Origin of the sequence: Marinobacter metalliresistant, from assembly GCF_038098645.1 — a bacterium.
GTDB lineage: Bacteria > Pseudomonadota > Gammaproteobacteria > Pseudomonadales > Oleiphilaceae > Marinobacter > Marinobacter metalliresistant.
The window spans coordinates 1,758,419-1,773,086 of record NZ_CP101118.1; the positions used below are offsets into that span (position 1 = coordinate 1,758,419).

Below are 14,668 nucleotides of genomic sequence, written 5' to 3' on the forward strand. Positions count from 1 at the left end.
CGCCAATGGGGATTCTTCTCGGCCCCGCCAGTGATGTAGTGCTTTGGACTGAACAATGGAACGTAGGCCTGCTTGATGGCCGTGATACCGTAGTGGTTTACGAGATGCGCGTAACCTGCGTATTGCATGCGCTTCCGTGTCTCCGCCTCTACAGCCAAGCTTTTTACCCAATTGAAGCCTTTTTACACCAATCGTACTTTTTTTACACTTTTTCGGATTTGGAGAATAATTTTTACACACTCAGGAAACCGGGACCCCCATTAGCCAGCCTCCCATAGCCCGGCTTTGTCATTCTTCCAAGTAGACACCCGAAAAAGCCCGAGGGTTAAAAATATCCTTGAAACTATGCTTGAACCTTAGCTTCTTGATGTCTTGGTGTCGTGGATTCACGACCATAATGTGCTCTAGCCCGCCTGATACGGCGCAGCTCGGCACAATCAGCCCAACCCCCTCAAGAGACTGGAGCCACTGATTGCCGATTTCCTGGGTGGATTCTGGATAAGGAAATGCAGACCAGTCCTCAGGGAGATCGCTCTCAATCAGCTCGCTGATTGCTGCATCGTCATCCAATTCATACAAGCCAAGTCTGTAGGATGGTGGAACCTTTCTCGGGCTGGCGGTGTAATTGGTCATCTCAAGCATGGCAACCGAAGCCGTCAGCCCAAAGTACATCACTGGTGTCTGAGGAAGGTTCCATCTCGCACCGTCTTCAAAAGACCCACCGAGCCCCGTGTAGTTTTCAAGAAATTTTTCCGGCGCGATTCGAAAAAGCCGCATTCAGCTGAAGTCCCCGTACTCGATTTTGCGGAGAACCTGGGACACCCAGCGCCTGCCCTCAAATGTGTCGAAAAGACTGATCGGCCTAACTCCGCCCAGAGCAGGCACTTCAGACTTCAGCCACTGCATTGCTGCATCTTCTGATTCCCAAACCTGGGCTGCTTGCCGCAGCAGTCGAACCGTATCCAGGACCTCCTCAGAATCTTCTCTGTTCAAGGCCTTTCTTTTGTAGATCCTGCTGAGGTTCGAGGAGGTGACACCGAGGATAGTGACAAAGGTGTCCCTGAGACCTGTCGCATCTATCAAGCCTTTAACCCAAGCGCCGGGAATTCCCGCCCTGGCTACCTCAATAAAGTTCTGGCGATTTTCGAAAATCTCAGGGGGAACCACTCCAAAAACCATCCCCTTCCTGGCAGATAGTTTCTTTACCCGGTTTGCCCCACCTTTGAGCTCATACTTCTCCAGCTCAGGATCGTAGCGAAGCTCAATACTTTTGATTTTATGGGTTTTTCCTGCTTTCAAGGCTACCCGCTTTTTGGGCTTTTCAACAGATGCGCCTTTAGCCGTAATCATCTCAATCACCTCACTTTGACGCCCTCATACTAGCATCATTTTGACGAATAAAAAGCATCAAAATGATTATTCTCGTACCTTGGTGAACCGGGGGAAATCTGCCCCGGTTTTCACGGTTTTCGTCAACTCCTGTCGTTACCAGCCAGCAGAAGATCCGGATTAAAGCCCATGATCACCGCACCCCAATGCTTGCCATCTACATGCACGGGGATCGATAGGTCGTTGAGAATTTCCCCCGTATCCCGGATATAGGTTTGTAGAAGGAACCGCTCTGTGTGGCTGGCCCTTCGTTTTTCAGTCTCATTGCTGTTGTAGAGCCGCTGATCACGGCTGTAGAGAAGGTCTTTTTCAGGGTCGCCGGTGATCGGCTGCGACGTGGCTCTATGATGAACGGGAATGTAGCCATTGACGTCCACCAACAGGCTGTAGACCGTGCCATCAAGGCGCTCTTTACTGCGGTCTGTCAGGTCCTGGAACGCTTGTTTAAAGCGATCGACGAACCGGGTCCGGTATTTTTGTGGCGAGGTATTCGGAACCGGTTCATAGCGGCGGTCAAAAATGTCCACACCCTGCCGGGCCAGCTCAGTGAGCCTTTGCTCGAATTCGGCAGCCAGCGCCTGGCGCTGCTCCAGAATTTCCTCGAAGGCGCCCCGGCCGATCCGGTAGCGGGCCAGCAGCGCCATGGAGGCCTCGGTGGCTTTGCGAAGCTGCTCGGAGTAGGCGTCCGATTCGGCAATCTCCTTCGCCAGTTCGCCGCCAAGGTGATGGATCTCGTTGCCGTGCTCGTGCACCTGACGGTTGGTAATACTAACTTCCTCCACGGAAGAGGTGATGGACAGAAGCTCCTCGTGCGCCTGCTCAATGTACTGCAACATGTCGTCGAACTGGGAAGCGGTCGAGGTCACCTCTTCCCGGGCCTGATCGGTTTGTTCAAGCAGCTGCTCGGTGTCCTTCTCGGTGTGACCGACCCGGGCATCCATGTCGCTGATGATCTGATGCACGTCGCCGGTCGCCGACGCAATTTTCTGGGCCAGTTGGCGGACTTCATCCGCCACCACGGCGAAACCGCGACCGGCCTCCCCCGCCCGTGCCGCCTCGATGGCGGCATTCAGCGCCAACAGGTTGGTCTGGTCCGAGAACCCCTGCACCATCTCTAGAATCTTGCCGATTTTGCCAGCGCTTTCGCTGAGCCCGGCCACGGTCTCGCGGAAGGTCAGCAGTTGGTCGTTGACCTGCCGAATTCGTTCGGCCACCTGGGACAACGCCTGATTGGACTCGCGCACCCCGTCGAGATTACGGGAATTGAGCTCCGAGACCGACCCGGTACGCTGGGTAATGTCCTCCAGTGCCGTGGCACCCTCACCACTGGACTGGGCAATCAGCTCGGAGACTTGTTCCTGCTTGCTGGCGCTCTGCTGCGCCTCGCCGGTGAGCTTGCGCAGCCTGGCCGACTGCACCGCCACCTGCACCGCATGATGGCGCAGATCCGACAGGGCGCCCCGCATGCTGGCCAACAGTTCATTATGTTCTCTGGCAATCCGCCCTGCCTGGCCGGAGCCGACCGGTTGGTCCCTTGATATATCCAGCACCCCGTGACTCTGGCCCGCATCGGGTTCAGTCGGCGTTTCAGCGCTGGCCACCCGGTCACGGCCCAACCACCAGGCCAACCCGGTTATCACGGCAGCCAACCCAAACCCGGCCATGGCAAATCCCGGCATCATCACAACCAGGGCGAACAGGACCAGAACCAATACACTGCTGACACGGAATACCAAAGGCTGCCGTGGACGACTTTCCGAAGCGACTGCATTCATTTTTATTTGCGTCCTCTGTAAGAGTAGGAACCGTTTTTGGGTTATCGGCAGGGCTCAACAGAACTTAAAAGACCAAAACCGGGACACCCATTAGCCTGCGAGGCCAAAAGAAGGCACAGGGCCAATAGCAGCTATACTGCCTAGTACACACCACCGAGAAACTGGCGAATTACCGGAGCAAAGTCTGATTCCCGGGGCCGGCAGAGACGCAGGCAGAATCTGCAAGGAGCATTCATGAAACCGTTTCGACTGAACAAACATGGAAAGCTGGTGTTTCCCTCAAGTATCTTTACCGAGCTCGACTTCTCGATCATCACCGATCTCAACCAGTTGAAGGCGATCATTCGGCGCGACTTCGAAGTGAAGGCTCCGACCGGCACTGAAATCGCCGAACGGGCGGCTGCGGGAGGCTATGCGACGCGCTATGACCTGTTGCGCGACATCGGCCTGCACCTTTTCTGGGCGAACCGTTACGCGCTGGTGATGTACGACAAGCAGCCGATGCGCTGGCGCGATGTCCCGCGGACCCGCGACGATGTCTTCGTGTCTTTGCTGCACCCCTGGGAGGGGCGGGAAGCCAAGTCCGCAAGTGTCCGCGAAGCCTACGGGCAGCTTCCGGCGAAGTGGAACGAAACGGCTGAAGACGAGCTGTTCGACATGCTCTTTGACGGCTTCTCAAACAAGCTCCATCTCGCAGCGTCACTGCCGCCAATCAAGGCCACGATTGCCGAGGCGCTCGCCACTGCCGGCGCTAAGACAACCACCCTCGGCAACTATAATCCCGACCACCCGCGCTACAGCATCGACGACATCCTTGATGTCTCAGACGAGCAGGCCGAACTCGAGGCGCTCCGGCGCTGGGCGATGGTGCTGCACAACCAGCACCCCTGGGACCGGAGCCAGGCCAGGCTGAAGCCATTGGCCGAGATGCAGGATGACGACATCGTCGTGCTGTATTATCCGAAGAACCGCCACGTGCTCGACTTCATCAACCACGAAAAGAGTGGTATCACCGGCGCGAAGCAAGCGCCGACGCCAGATCCTTCCGTCGAGCCCGTGCGACCCTATCCGCCGGTGGTGATCGGCGACGATGCACCAATCCAACCGAAGATCGAGGCGCTGGCAATCCGCAAGGGTGAGGTCGTCTGCTCAAACGAGGATGTGGTCCGGAACTCCCCATCCTCATGGTCGCCCATGAGCGCGGAGGAAATCGCCGACAAAACCGGCATCGAACGGCGCCGTTATACCGCCGAGCCACTGGAGAATATCGCCCTTGAGGCCGCGCGGGCAGCGATGACGCATGCCGGTCGCAGGTCCGAGGAGATCGGTGCAGTGCTGTTCTGCTCCTGTACCTCGAACCGACTGATTCCGTCGACCGCCACCTGGCTCTCAGGCCAGTTGGGCATCATGCAGACCCATTGCTCGGCCGACATCGTCGCTGCGTGCGCCGGGTTCCCGTATGGCGTCGCCGAGGCGGTCCGCTTGCTGCGGGAGATTGAACGTCCGGTCCTGCTGGTCATGGCCGAAAAGTTCTCGGACAAGATCGGCAATGCCCGACCGTCGCGGATGATCTTTGGCGACGGGGCCGCCGCCGTGGTGATCGCGCCGTCCGACGGTGAACGTGACATTCATGTGGTCCAGACCTATGCGAGCGGACCCGCCAGTCAGGTCAACTCAATCATCTGGCCGAATCACGATTTCGACAACGACATCACGGTCTATGGCCCCGAGGTCAAGGCGTTGGTCAAGCGCTACCTGAACCAGATGATGGGCGAGCTTTCCGAGCTCGGGCTTGAGATCGACATAATCGTGCCCCATCAGGCCAACAAGACAATGATCATCGAGCTTGCCGAGCCCCAGGGGATCGACGCCAAGGACATTTACTTCAACATCGCCGAGGTCGGCAACGCCTCAGCGGCGAGCATCCCGATCGCGCTGGCCGATGCCGTCTTCGACGGGGCGATCAGCAAACGATCGATGGTTTTCACTCCGGGCTTCGGCGCCGGAGCCGTCGGTGGCTACGTGATCCTGTCGCTGGACCCGGCGATGGTTGCGCCAGAGGTGACCACCACCCTCGCCATGAGCCCATCGTCGACGAAGGCGCATTCCTCGATTGAAGATATCAAGGAGGCGTTCCATACATAAATTTTCATTTCAGCGAATTGACGCGGCCATCAACCGCCTTGCTGAACTCAATGCCATTGAGGGCGTCTCGCCGGTATTCAAGGTGATCGAGGCGGCACAGCCCCTGATGTTCAGCCCCGAAGGTCTGGAAGCGCTTTACGAACGCGTGCCGGCCATTGAGGCGGCCGGGTTCTTTGGGGGTAGCGACTGGGACTATCCCCAGACGCTGGTGCCCTCCCTGGCCGTGCGTACGGTGCGCCATGGCGAGCCGGTCGCGACCCTGGTCGAAAGCCTGAGCCAGATTCGCCTTCTGGCGGTGGCCAAGGGCGACTACATACACCCTTCTATCTCGGCGGAACACGCCCATCACTTTCTCGTCCAGGTATTGGCGATGAATCTCGATCTGGTGGTCAGTGATCTCCAGGAGAGCGATCGGCTGCGGCCAGATGGGCTCGGCTACGCCGTTCAGAATCTGTATCACTACCTGCTCCGGTACCTGGGCTACGAGAACCTTCTGGAACATCTGGTGGCCGAAGTCTGGCGGATTCTCGAGCAACGCCCGGTCCAGGTGGCTGGTGTCAAACAGATGGTGACCCAGATTGCGGCCTGCCTGCAGAAACCGGACGCACTGGGTGGCGAAGTTGGCGACGACGCGCTGCAACTGATCAACGCCGTGTTCAGTCCCACCGAGGGTTGCCGTGAAGATCCCGGCCTCGATGTCTACGCTGAACGACTGGCGGAAATGGACGACGCCGCCCTCCTGCAAGAGGCCATCGCCTTTGCCCGAGCCATGCACAGTACCGGCCTGGTGTCGGCCTACATGCCGGTGTTCATACGCTACCTGCGTGGCCGCTGGAACGCCCTGATTCCAACGGCTTTGGGGCTGAGCTACACCGGTGCCGACGCGTTTCACTGCTACCCCGCGCTGATTCATACCCTGATTGACGAGGCCCTGTTTCCCGAGACCGGCCAGTGTGCCTATGGCCTGGCCATGATGCTCGAGCGGGGTATTCTCTACGCACCTCCGGTAGCGCCTTCCCTGTGGCGCCAGATACGCCTGTCACTCTGCGACGCTTCCGCCGAGAAAATTGTGGCCGTCTTTGGCAGCAGCCGCTCCCCCGAGTGCTTCTTGCTCGCCGACGTGCTCAACGTGCTCGGGCTCCCGCTGGGAATCGGACAGGGCAACTATCCCACCTGCCAGTCATCGCGCGCCCTGTCCATGTGGGCCTACAACATGCCGGCAGAACTGCTTCGAATCCTTGCCTGGGCGGCGCGCGACGACGAAGTGGTGATGCGCTTTGAAGGCAACAGCATTTCTTCACGGGAGCTCGGCGCCGGACTGGCGACCGAGCCGCCGGTGGATGTGGATGCGGTATCACTGCTGACTGTGCCGCACCTGGATCGCATCTATTTTGAAATGGGTCGACGCAGTGTCGGGCGTGGAGAAGATCCACACAAATGGGTCAACGCCGAATTCCACGGCGATCATGTTGGCCACGGATTTCGCATTGCCGTAGACGTTTTCACCGGTGGCCTTAAAGACTTCGAAGGGTTTATCCGGGATTTTTATGCGGCCTACCATCCTTTCTACAATGGCAACATTCCGGTCATCAACCCGCAACCGGCCGGTATTGCGGTGACCGACAGCGCCACGCGCTTTCTTGGCTGGCACGCCATCACTATCCAGCGGCTTGCGCTGGACTCAGACGAGGTTATGCGCGTCTACTTTTTTAACCCCAATAACGACAGCGGGCAAAACTGGGGCCAGGGGATTGTCACCTCAACCCAGGGCCACGGCGAGCTTTACGGAGAAGCCTCATTGCCGGTGGCCGAGTTCGCCTCCCGGCTGTATGTATTTCACTATGACCCGCTCGAAAAGGGTGAGCCGGGCGATATCCCAACCGATGAAGTCAATCGGGCCATGGAACTGGCCCAGGGCAGTTGGGCCGCGGGGCGCTAGCCAACCTGGACCGACCGCCGGAAGACGCTTGGGCTTACGCCCATAGAACGCTTGAAGGCGCGACTGAACGACATCTCCGACTCGTAGCCAACACTTAAGGCGATCGACAGGATTTTATCCGGCCGGTCCCTCAGCAGTCGCGCCGCCACCTGTAATCGCCATTGGCTCAGGTACTTCATGGGTGGCACCCCAATCACCCTACTGAACCGTTCAGCCAAAATGGATCGGGAACAATTCAGCTCGGCGGCCAATTTTTCAAGAGTCCAGGTCTCCGCGATGCGACTGTGGAGCAACGAAAGGCATTTTGCGATAAGCGGGTCGGCAAGCCCCCGCATCCAGGGGTTGTTCGTCAGACCCTGGTGTTGCAGATACTGTCTGATGACTTCAATGAACAGCAATTCCCCCAGCCGCCGCATCACGAAACGGCTGCCGGCCCATGAATGGCCGCACTCCCGGAGCACAATATCAATCAGGTCGTTGACAGGGCCCTCCAGCGCCGAGCGGGAAAGCAGGATGTAACGGGGCAACCCTTCAAGCAGCGGGTTCCACGGATAACGATCACACCCCAGAAAACCGCACACCAGTCGGTTCTGTCCAGGGCCGCCACCGCCATTTTCGATGATCAGGGGCAGCTCACCGGCCGCCATCAACGCGAAAAATTGCTGGGCGGGCTCGATATCCTCGTCAGACGGCCCCCGAGGTTGATTCGAAATGGCGTAAGCGTCGCCGTGCGGGAACAGGATAATGTCGCCACCTTCCAGCCTGACGGGCGGTTCGCCTTCCACGGTCGCCCAGCAGGGGCCCTCTATAACAACATGATAGGAGATCACCTGATCAGACGCCGGCAAAATCAGATCCCGGAAATGACGTTCATTCGGCACGCCAGTGGCGAAAGGCCAACTGGGCCGCCAGGCAAAAAACACCGCTCCCTGCAGACGGATGTTCTCAAGCACATTGGAGATGAGTGCATCCACGCCCCCTGCCGTCCCGGACGTTTGGGCAAGTGAATCGGACGACAGGTTATGGTTCCTTTTCATGGTAGTCCCTAGCATATGACGTAAGGGAACCGGATCACCATTGAGACCCGACGATGGAAAAGGAGGCTGCCATGTCCTCACTCAGCAAAGTGGAAACTAAACCCCCAAGCCCTGCTTTAATCTATCACCAACAATTTGTACCCGCATTATTTGGTCAGTGGGGCCCGCGACTTGCGGTCCAAGCCAACCTGCGCAGTGGCACAGCCATACTCGATGTGGGCTGCGGTACCGGTGTGCTGGCCTCGGCTGCCGCCGATATGGTCGGTGATGAATGCGTCACCGGTGCGGATATCAACCCCGACATGCTGGATATGGCCCGGCAACTGCGCCCAAACATCAAATGGCTCCAGGCACCGGCCGAAAACCTTCCGTTGGCTGACGCCAGTTATGACGCGGTTCTGAGCCAGTTTGCCCTGATGTTTTTTGACTCCCGTGTAAAAGGGCTGGCGGAAATGTGGCGCGTGCTCAAACCGGGCGGAACCCTTCTGGTTGCCGTCTGCGATGGCATCCACCGTTCGCCGGGTTACGCGGTGCTTGCTGAAGTGCTGAACAGCCTGTTTGGCCCCGATGTCGCGGAGTCTTTCAGGGCGCCGTTCAGTGCCGGTGACGCGGGCCACCTGCGCGAACTTGTGCAGGAAGCGGGCATCCCTGACGTGAGAATCAAACAACAACTGGGTACCGTGAGATTCGATACTATCGGCAACATGATCGCAACCGAACGCGCCTGTGTGTTCACCCTGGGTGGGATTCTGGATGATGCGCAGTTTACGCAACTGGTGCGCGAAGCTGACATGGCGTTCAAGGACTTTCTGACCGATAACGGGACCGTTGAATTCACCATGCCAGCCTTAACCATTCAGGCGCAGAAAAAAAAAGAGTGAAGGTTGTCGATATCAGGGTCACTGCATCTGGCGGGGGCTGAGCTACAGCATTTGCAGGAGTTGCTGGCTCTGGATTCAGGTCTGGAGCGCCAAACCAGCAGCGGTTTGTGATAACGTTCAGAGAACGGAGAGTATGACTCAATGACTACCAACCTGCCCTTTTCTCAAGCTTGTGAGAACAACAAAGCCCCGATCCTGGAGAGACTGCGTGAGATCTTTGAGGCACCGGGCAGGGTATTGGAGGTGGGGACAGGCACTGGACAGCACGCCGTACATTTCGCAAAGGCCATGCCCCACCTGCAGTGGCAACCGACTGACCATCCCGATGCGGCACACATAGGTCGCCCTCGACTGGAGCAGGCCGCGCTGCCGAATATCCTGCCCATGGTTGAGCTGAACGTAGGGACTGCCCACTGGCCTGTCAATTCCTTCCGATGGGCGTTCTCAGCGAACACCGCCCACATCATGGCATGGAATGAAATCGAACAGATGTTCGACCACTTCGTGGAGCGCCTGCCAAAAGACGGAGTGTTTTGCCTGTACGGTCCGTTCAATCACCAGGGCCAGTTTTCCAGTGACAGCAACCGACAGTTTGACCAGCATCTAAGAGCCCGAGCACCCCACATGGGCATACGAGATCTGGAAGATCTATCTGCACTGGCAGAGGCGGTGGGCCTGATTCTGGCGGAAAACTACGCGATGCCAGCCAACAACCGGCTGCTGGTTTTCAGCCATTAGCTTTCGGTTTCAGCCACTGACTGATCTGCGCCTGGTTCACGACACCGCTCTGGCGGGCAACTTCCCGGCCATTTTGGAACAGCGAGCAAAAACCGGGCACGATTACCAGGGCCTGTCTGGGCCTCAGCGTCTCCTGGCTTGGGAAACACAGAGCCCTTTCTGTGCGTTCGAAGACAAGGTTAGCCGAGATGCTGGGTGCTTTGTACCAGCAACACCACTTCAACCTGATTCAACCCGGAAGACCCTCGAAAAATACATCTGTCCCGGCTTTCGGAAAGTCGTTAAGAAACCGTGACGATTTTTTTATTGTCATGTGAGGAACTCTCTCTGAGGCGGGTAGAAGCTACACCTAGCCCGTTGGAAATCCTGCGGGCCGGAAGGCAAAACGCGACAACTATACCGCCAAGGAGGATCCATCATGTCACGTATCGCTCTGCTTTTACTGGGAAGCTTTCTCATGGCCAGTCTGGCTCACGCCGACCCCGGCCAGCCAAATTTCATGCCCGCCCTCTGGGGTGATGGCGAAGTCTGGGGCACCAAAGGAACCACCACCTTGCCTGCGCCCAGGGCCAACAACATTCAGTCATTCGACGCACTCTACGTGGTGACAAATTCCAATAACCCTCAAGGTCAGCTGCCCGTCGCCGAAGCAGCACCTGGCAATTCCGCCTATAACGGTGGGCGCTGGTTCACTCACACGGTGGAATGGACCGAGTCCGCGTTCATGTATCATGGCTTCGTGCCGATTCTGAAATCCTATGAGGACATCCAGTATCACGAATCCATGAATCACCTGGTTATCACTCCGGGATCTTTTGCAGATGGCCCGCCGCCCTACTTCCAGTGCCCCTTGCTGCCGGTGAAGTAAGGTAAGGCTGAGAGCGGGCTGACTCGATCAGCCCGTTTTTCACGTTCGCTCCTTTCCAGACTTCGCACAACCATGCCAGCACATATCGCAATTCGAATCGCCTCTGGAGAGGGTATTCAGGCGAGTGTAATGTCCGTGCTGACCGTCGCTGGCGATAACATCCGCACCCGGCCAATCATAAAGACACCAGGACTTAAAGAAGGCATCGAGCTCGCCTTGGTCGCCATTCAATTCGATGACGCGACGAACAAAGGTTTGTGGTGGGCAGTGGGTCCAGTGCGTATAGGTATTGCTTCCTTCCGTCCATACTTTCACTTCATAACCTGGAGCACCCGGCGCACTGAACGGGAAAATCATTAGCGCCCGGAGAACCCTCTCCATACGTTTTGCAGGGTCGCGGCTAGTGACACGAAAAGGCACAGATACGGTCGTTAGCATCCAGTTGTAAACCTTCCAGCCCAGATCGCCCACCAGTGTTTTGGCGTACTCCGAAGGCACTCCACGGGCCATCATCTCCTGGTAGGCGGCTGTCGTAATAACTGCGAGAAATACAGTGAGACGGTTGCCGAAGGTGGGCAAATAATCGAGCTCGGCAATTAGAAAATAAATCCGTCCCGGTTTTCATTCACATTCGTCCCGGTTTTCATTCATAGCTCGGCCTACCCGGCTTTCCCCCGAGTTATCGGGTTCTGTGGGTCACACCAACGCACCATTAACGATGGCCCGCAACTCCTGACGGATCGGGTAAGTCGACGAGGGGATCAGTTGCGTCATGAAGATCACCACCAGTTCCTCGACAGGATCGATAAAAAAGTTGGTACTCGCCAGGCCACCCCAACCGTACTCGCCGACCGATCCGTTGGTCTGGGATTTGGCGACATCAGTCTTTACCGAAAAGCCCAGGCCAAAGCCACTCCCGGCATAAGGTGTCTCGCTGAACGCACCGACGGATAGACCTGGCAGGTCCTGATTGTCAGGTAGGTGGTTACGACGCATGAATTCCAGAGTTTTTCGACCAATAACCCGCCGCCCCCGAAACTCTCCGCCCTGACAAAGTGCCTGGGCAAAGTGGAAATAATCGTCAATGGTGGAAACCAGCCCGCCGCCGCCAGACACAAACTTACTTTTGTGCCGGAAAGGGGACGTCTGCGGATCGTCCTGCAGCTTGAACTGATCGCCGGGCTGGTACTGATAGCAGGCGGCGAAGCGGTCAAGCTGATCGTCGCGGACCTGGAAGCCGGTGTCAGGCATGTCCAAAGGTTCAAAGATATGCTCTCGCAGATACTCATCAAAAGGCTTATCAGCCAGCAGCTGCACCAGATACCCCAGCACATCCGTGCTGACCGAATAGTTCCAGGCCGTACCTGGCGAGAACTCCAGCGGCAGTTCCGCCAGCTGATTGACCAGTGCTTCCAGCGTCATACTCCGGCTGCCATCCAGCTTTAGGTCCCGGTAGGCAGCGTCAACGTTGGTGCGGTTCATAAATCCGTAGGTCAGGCCGGACATATGCGTGAACAGGTCGCGAATGGTCATGGTGCGAGTCGCGGGTTCGGTCAGGAAATTGGGATGGACACCGCTTTTATAAACCCGCAGGTTTTTCCAGGCCGGAATATACTTGTGTACGGGATCATCCAGCAGAAACCGCCCCTGCTCATAAAGCTGCATCATGGCGATAGATGTGACCGGCTTAGTCATGGAATAAATGCGGAAAACCGTATCCCGGCAGACCGGCTTGTTGCGCTCCACATCCATCAGCCCTTGAGCTTTTACATAGGCAATTTCCCCTCGCCGGGCCACCAGTGTCAGTGCGCCGGGCAATTTTCCAGGCTGGATATAGCGACGGTCAAGGTGGCCTTCAATGTTAGGAAGATGGTCCGATGCGAGGCCGGCAACCTGTTTGAGTTCCGCCATAGAGGAGGCTCCTTGATTATGTGGTTTTGGAGTCATTGCGGCGTTATTAAACAATGATCCTGGAGCTCGCGGCCAGCCGTGATTTGAGATTATGCAGCCCCGGAGGCCATGGGAAATAAATCCGTCCCGGTTTCAGTCCCGCTTTCAGCACCCAAAGCAGCTTTCGCCCGAAAGACCAGTTTGTGGCGCGGATTCTGGGCACGTTCGACATAATTAGATCGGGTTTACTTTAGCCAGCGGAGTTTCTGTATGATCACAAGGAACCCGGGACGTTTCTTTTTTCAGTCGGCTGAAGGCAGGCTCCCTCCCAGCATGTTTTCAACCACTGCCGCATTATAGAAAGTTTCAACGCACTGGATTTTGCCTTCCCGCACACGAAACCAGATGGCAAGGCGCACATCCCCGATCGGCTCAAAGTAGGTACGGTAATCCAGGATCGCAAACACGTGGTCACCGTCGGCACTGAGCTGACGCAGAACCAGGTCTTTCTGAATGGCAAACATACCGAACTGGTAGGCCAGCATGTCGTCCCGGCTCAGGAAACGCATGTTCGGCCCCACATATTCAAACCCTTCGGCAGCCAGCAAGGCCTTTGCTTCATCCAGCCGCTGGGCACGGATATCCGCGATGAACTGAGCCACAATATCCATTGGCTGCATGAATACACTCCAAGTTCCAGAACGGGCAAGGTTGAATACGCAGGATTTCATAAACAGTAGCGCACCAGGCTCCCTGAATACCAGAAAACAGAGCGGCGACAATGAGTCGATTGCCCCGGCCTGTCTGCCCCTAAACCCCGCGCTCAATTATTCAACCGTGATCGTGATCTGCTCAGAGACGACCGGCTGACTGTGCGGCACATGCGCATAATTGCCCAGTAACAACCGCAAAGTGTGCTCGCCAGGCTGCAGCGTAATCTCGGTTTCTGTTTGCCCTCCGCCGAAATGCTTGATTTGATCGGTGGCTGGAAGCGGCTTGCTCAAATCGGACGGCACCTCAGTATCGATCAACAAATGGTGATGCCCGGTACCCGCTTTCTCGACACCCGCAGGCGCGACACCCATATTCCGCAGACCAAACACGACCTTGAAGGTGCCCTCAACCGTTGCACCATCGCTTGGCTGAACAAAATACACTTCGGCATTTGCAGGGGCATCTGACATCATGCTCTCAGCAAACGCGTTTACTGGCACGATCAACAGAGCTGAAAACAAGGTGATTGCGATCCTGTTCATTTCACGTCCTCCTTTACATTCGTGAAATGCCAGTATAGCCGGCGAAATGGAGTATCGATATCTGCCAAACCGGGACGGACTTATTTCCCCTCACTCCAAAAGCCCATAAGGCCGCTCCAGCGCAGCACCCACATCGCCGATGGAGAACACCCTCGCGAATTCCGCGAATCGTTGCCCGCCAAACCACAGCTGGACAACAGGCAAAGAAAAGATACCGCGAGCAGCACACAACGGGCCGGCAGCTTCCTGGCAATCGATGTAAGCGGTCACCAGTTTCGGGAATTCCTCGCTGGCAAGCTTTTCGAGCTGAGGTTTCATGGCCTGACAGACGCCGCAGTGCGGTCCGCCAAAGAGGAGAAGAACAGCCGGTCTGGACTGTAGCAGTTCCGATAAAGCTTCTTCTGAGCAGACGTTTTTCACTCGGGTTTTATGACGAAAGAACTGCTGGCGTACCAGAGTGACTCGGTCTGCCGGCAGAAAATCAACGAAGGGCGGATGGAATACATCGACATTCACCTCTCCCATGTTGCCCAGCACGCCTGGTCCGGCTTCTTCGGTAAACTGGACGTGGCGGTGATCGAAGTGGCCGGCGTGACCGAGGATGGCAAACTGATTCCCTCTTCCTCCATCGGCAACATCGCCAACGCCGTACTCGCCGGCCTGAACGACGGTCCGTTCAAGAACCTGACCTCCTACACCGAGGTACTACAGGATGGCATGCTCGGCTGGGCGTCATCGCCATAAACGGCA

General features: G+C 57.0%; 15 protein-coding genes. 6 read left to right on the top strand and 9 right to left on the bottom strand.

The window, feature by feature from the left end; genetic code table 11:
* Positions 1-288: 288 nt before the first annotated feature.
* The 3 genes from NLK58_RS08235 to NLK58_RS08245 all read right to left on the bottom strand — a co-directional run bounded on the left by NLK58_RS08235 (position 289) and on the right by NLK58_RS08245 (position 3,164).
* On the bottom strand, positions 289-777 hold the full coding sequence (locus NLK58_RS08235; RefSeq protein ID WP_341582491.1) for an RES family NAD+ phosphorylase: 489 nt from the start codon (positions 775-777) through the stop codon (positions 289-291).
* Positions 778-1,350 carry an antitoxin Xre/MbcA/ParS toxin-binding domain-containing protein gene (locus NLK58_RS08240; RefSeq protein WP_205422287.1) on the bottom strand — a complete coding sequence of 191 codons (573 nt, stop codon included), beginning with the start codon at positions 1,348-1,350 and terminating at the stop codon, positions 778-780.
* Between the two features lie 122 nt (positions 1,351-1,472).
* Entirely contained in the window at positions 1,473-3,164 is a 1,692-nt protein-coding gene (locus tag NLK58_RS08245; protein ID WP_117618065.1) for a methyl-accepting chemotaxis protein, read from the bottom strand.
* Positions 3,165-3,398: 234 nt separating this feature from the next.
* On the opposite strand from NLK58_RS08245, the gene NLK58_RS08250 reads away from it, so the two are divergent.
* Both NLK58_RS08250 and NLK58_RS08255 read left to right on the top strand, forming a co-directional pair.
* A complete protein-coding gene (locus NLK58_RS08250; protein ID WP_117618066.1) occupies positions 3,399-5,309 on the top strand; it encodes a 3-oxoacyl-[acyl-carrier-protein] synthase III C-terminal domain-containing protein in 1,911 nt (636 codons plus the stop codon).
* Positions 5,278-7,248: a hypothetical protein gene (locus NLK58_RS08255; RefSeq protein ID WP_227539479.1), complete on the top strand. Its 1,971-nt coding sequence runs from the start codon at positions 5,278-5,280 to the stop codon at positions 7,246-7,248. Before NLK58_RS08250 ends, NLK58_RS08255 begins: the two co-directional genes overlap by 32 nt.
* Here NLK58_RS08255 and NLK58_RS08260 read toward each other — a convergent pair.
* Positions 7,245-8,285: an AraC family transcriptional regulator gene (locus NLK58_RS08260; RefSeq protein WP_162893694.1), complete on the bottom strand. Its 1,041-nt coding sequence runs from the start codon at positions 8,283-8,285 to the stop codon at positions 7,245-7,247. The genes NLK58_RS08255 and NLK58_RS08260 overlap by 4 nt on opposite strands.
* Positions 8,286-8,356: 71 nt before the next feature.
* Here NLK58_RS08260 and NLK58_RS08265 point away from each other — a divergent pair, with 71 nt between their 5' ends.
* From NLK58_RS08265 to NLK58_RS08275, 3 genes are all read left to right on the top strand, one after another.
* Positions 8,357-9,166: a class I SAM-dependent methyltransferase gene (locus NLK58_RS08265; RefSeq protein WP_117620320.1), complete on the top strand. Its 810-nt coding sequence runs from the start codon at positions 8,357-8,359 to the stop codon at positions 9,164-9,166.
* 141 nt (positions 9,167-9,307) lie between these two features.
* On the top strand, positions 9,308-9,904 hold the full coding sequence (locus tag NLK58_RS08270; RefSeq protein WP_341582492.1) for a DUF938 domain-containing protein: 597 nt from the start codon (positions 9,308-9,310) through the stop codon (positions 9,902-9,904).
* Positions 9,905-10,322: 418 nt separating this feature from the next.
* Positions 10,323-10,772: a hypothetical protein gene (locus NLK58_RS08275; protein ID WP_341582493.1), complete on the top strand. Its 450-nt coding sequence runs from the start codon at positions 10,323-10,325 to the stop codon at positions 10,770-10,772.
* Positions 10,773-10,811: 39 nt separating this feature from the next.
* Here NLK58_RS08275 and NLK58_RS08280 read toward each other — a convergent pair whose 3' ends face one another.
* From NLK58_RS08280 to NLK58_RS08300, 5 genes are all read right to left on the bottom strand, one after another.
* Positions 10,812-11,351, bottom strand: a complete 540-nt coding sequence (locus NLK58_RS08280; protein ID WP_162893695.1) for a hypothetical protein — start codon at positions 11,349-11,351, stop codon at positions 10,812-10,814.
* 117 nt (positions 11,352-11,468) lie between these two features.
* Entirely contained in the window at positions 11,469-12,683 is a 1,215-nt protein-coding gene (locus NLK58_RS08285) for a serine hydrolase (RefSeq protein WP_117618072.1), read from the bottom strand.
* Positions 12,684-12,964: 281 nt separating this feature from the next.
* A complete protein-coding gene (locus NLK58_RS08290; RefSeq protein WP_117618073.1) occupies positions 12,965-13,342 on the bottom strand; it encodes a nuclear transport factor 2 family protein in 378 nt (125 codons plus the stop codon).
* A gap of 147 nt (positions 13,343-13,489) precedes the next feature.
* Positions 13,490-13,918 carry a DUF4399 domain-containing protein gene (locus tag NLK58_RS08295; protein ID WP_117618074.1) on the bottom strand — a complete coding sequence of 143 codons (429 nt, stop codon included), beginning with the start codon at positions 13,916-13,918 and terminating at the stop codon, positions 13,490-13,492.
* Positions 13,919-14,008: 90 nt separating this feature from the next.
* Positions 14,009-14,443: a thioredoxin family protein gene (locus NLK58_RS08300; RefSeq protein ID WP_341582494.1), complete on the bottom strand. Its 435-nt coding sequence runs from the start codon at positions 14,441-14,443 to the stop codon at positions 14,009-14,011.
* On the opposite strand from NLK58_RS08300, the gene NLK58_RS08305 reads away from it, so the two are divergent.
* A complete protein-coding gene (locus NLK58_RS08305; RefSeq protein WP_227539480.1) occupies positions 14,348-14,662 on the top strand; it encodes a hypothetical protein in 315 nt (104 codons plus the stop codon). The genes NLK58_RS08300 and NLK58_RS08305 overlap by 96 nt on opposite strands.
* The last annotated feature ends 6 nt before the right edge of the window (positions 14,663-14,668 follow it).

Bases quoted from the DNA above. Each gene is read 5' to 3' on its own strand.
- NLK58_RS08235 (WP_341582491.1), bottom strand. From the start codon at position 777: ATGCGGCTTTTTCGAATCGCGCCGGAAAAATTTCTTGAAAACTACACG.
- NLK58_RS08240 (WP_205422287.1), bottom strand. From the start codon at position 1,350: ATGATTACGGCTAAAGGCGCATCTGTTGAAAAGCCCAAAAAGCGGGTA.
- NLK58_RS08245 (WP_117618065.1), bottom strand. From the start codon at position 3,164: ATGAATGCAGTCGCTTCGGAAAGTCGTCCACGGCAGCCTTTGGTATTC.
- NLK58_RS08250 (WP_117618066.1), top strand. From the start codon at position 3,399: ATGAAACCGTTTCGACTGAACAAACATGGAAAGCTGGTGTTTCCCTCA.
- NLK58_RS08260 (WP_162893694.1), bottom strand. From the start codon at position 8,285: ATGAAAAGGAACCATAACCTGTCGTCCGATTCACTTGCCCAAACGTCC.
- NLK58_RS08265 (WP_117620320.1), top strand. From the start codon at position 8,357: ATGTCCTCACTCAGCAAAGTGGAAACTAAACCCCCAAGCCCTGCTTTA.
- NLK58_RS08270 (WP_341582492.1), top strand. From the start codon at position 9,308: ATGACTACCAACCTGCCCTTTTCTCAAGCTTGTGAGAACAACAAAGCC.
- NLK58_RS08275 (WP_341582493.1), top strand. From the start codon at position 10,323: ATGTCACGTATCGCTCTGCTTTTACTGGGAAGCTTTCTCATGGCCAGT.
- NLK58_RS08285 (WP_117618072.1), bottom strand. From the start codon at position 12,683: ATGGCGGAACTCAAACAGGTTGCCGGCCTCGCATCGGACCATCTTCCT.
- NLK58_RS08290 (WP_117618073.1), bottom strand. From the start codon at position 13,342: ATGCAGCCAATGGATATTGTGGCTCAGTTCATCGCGGATATCCGTGCC.
- NLK58_RS08295 (WP_117618074.1), bottom strand. From the start codon at position 13,918: ATGAACAGGATCGCAATCACCTTGTTTTCAGCTCTGTTGATCGTGCCA.
- NLK58_RS08305 (WP_227539480.1), top strand. From the start codon at position 14,348: ATGACGAAAGAACTGCTGGCGTACCAGAGTGACTCGGTCTGCCGGCAG.
- NLK58_RS08300 (WP_341582494.1), bottom strand. From the start codon at position 14,443: ATGGGAGAGGTGAATGTCGATGTATTCCATCCGCCCTTCGTTGATTTT.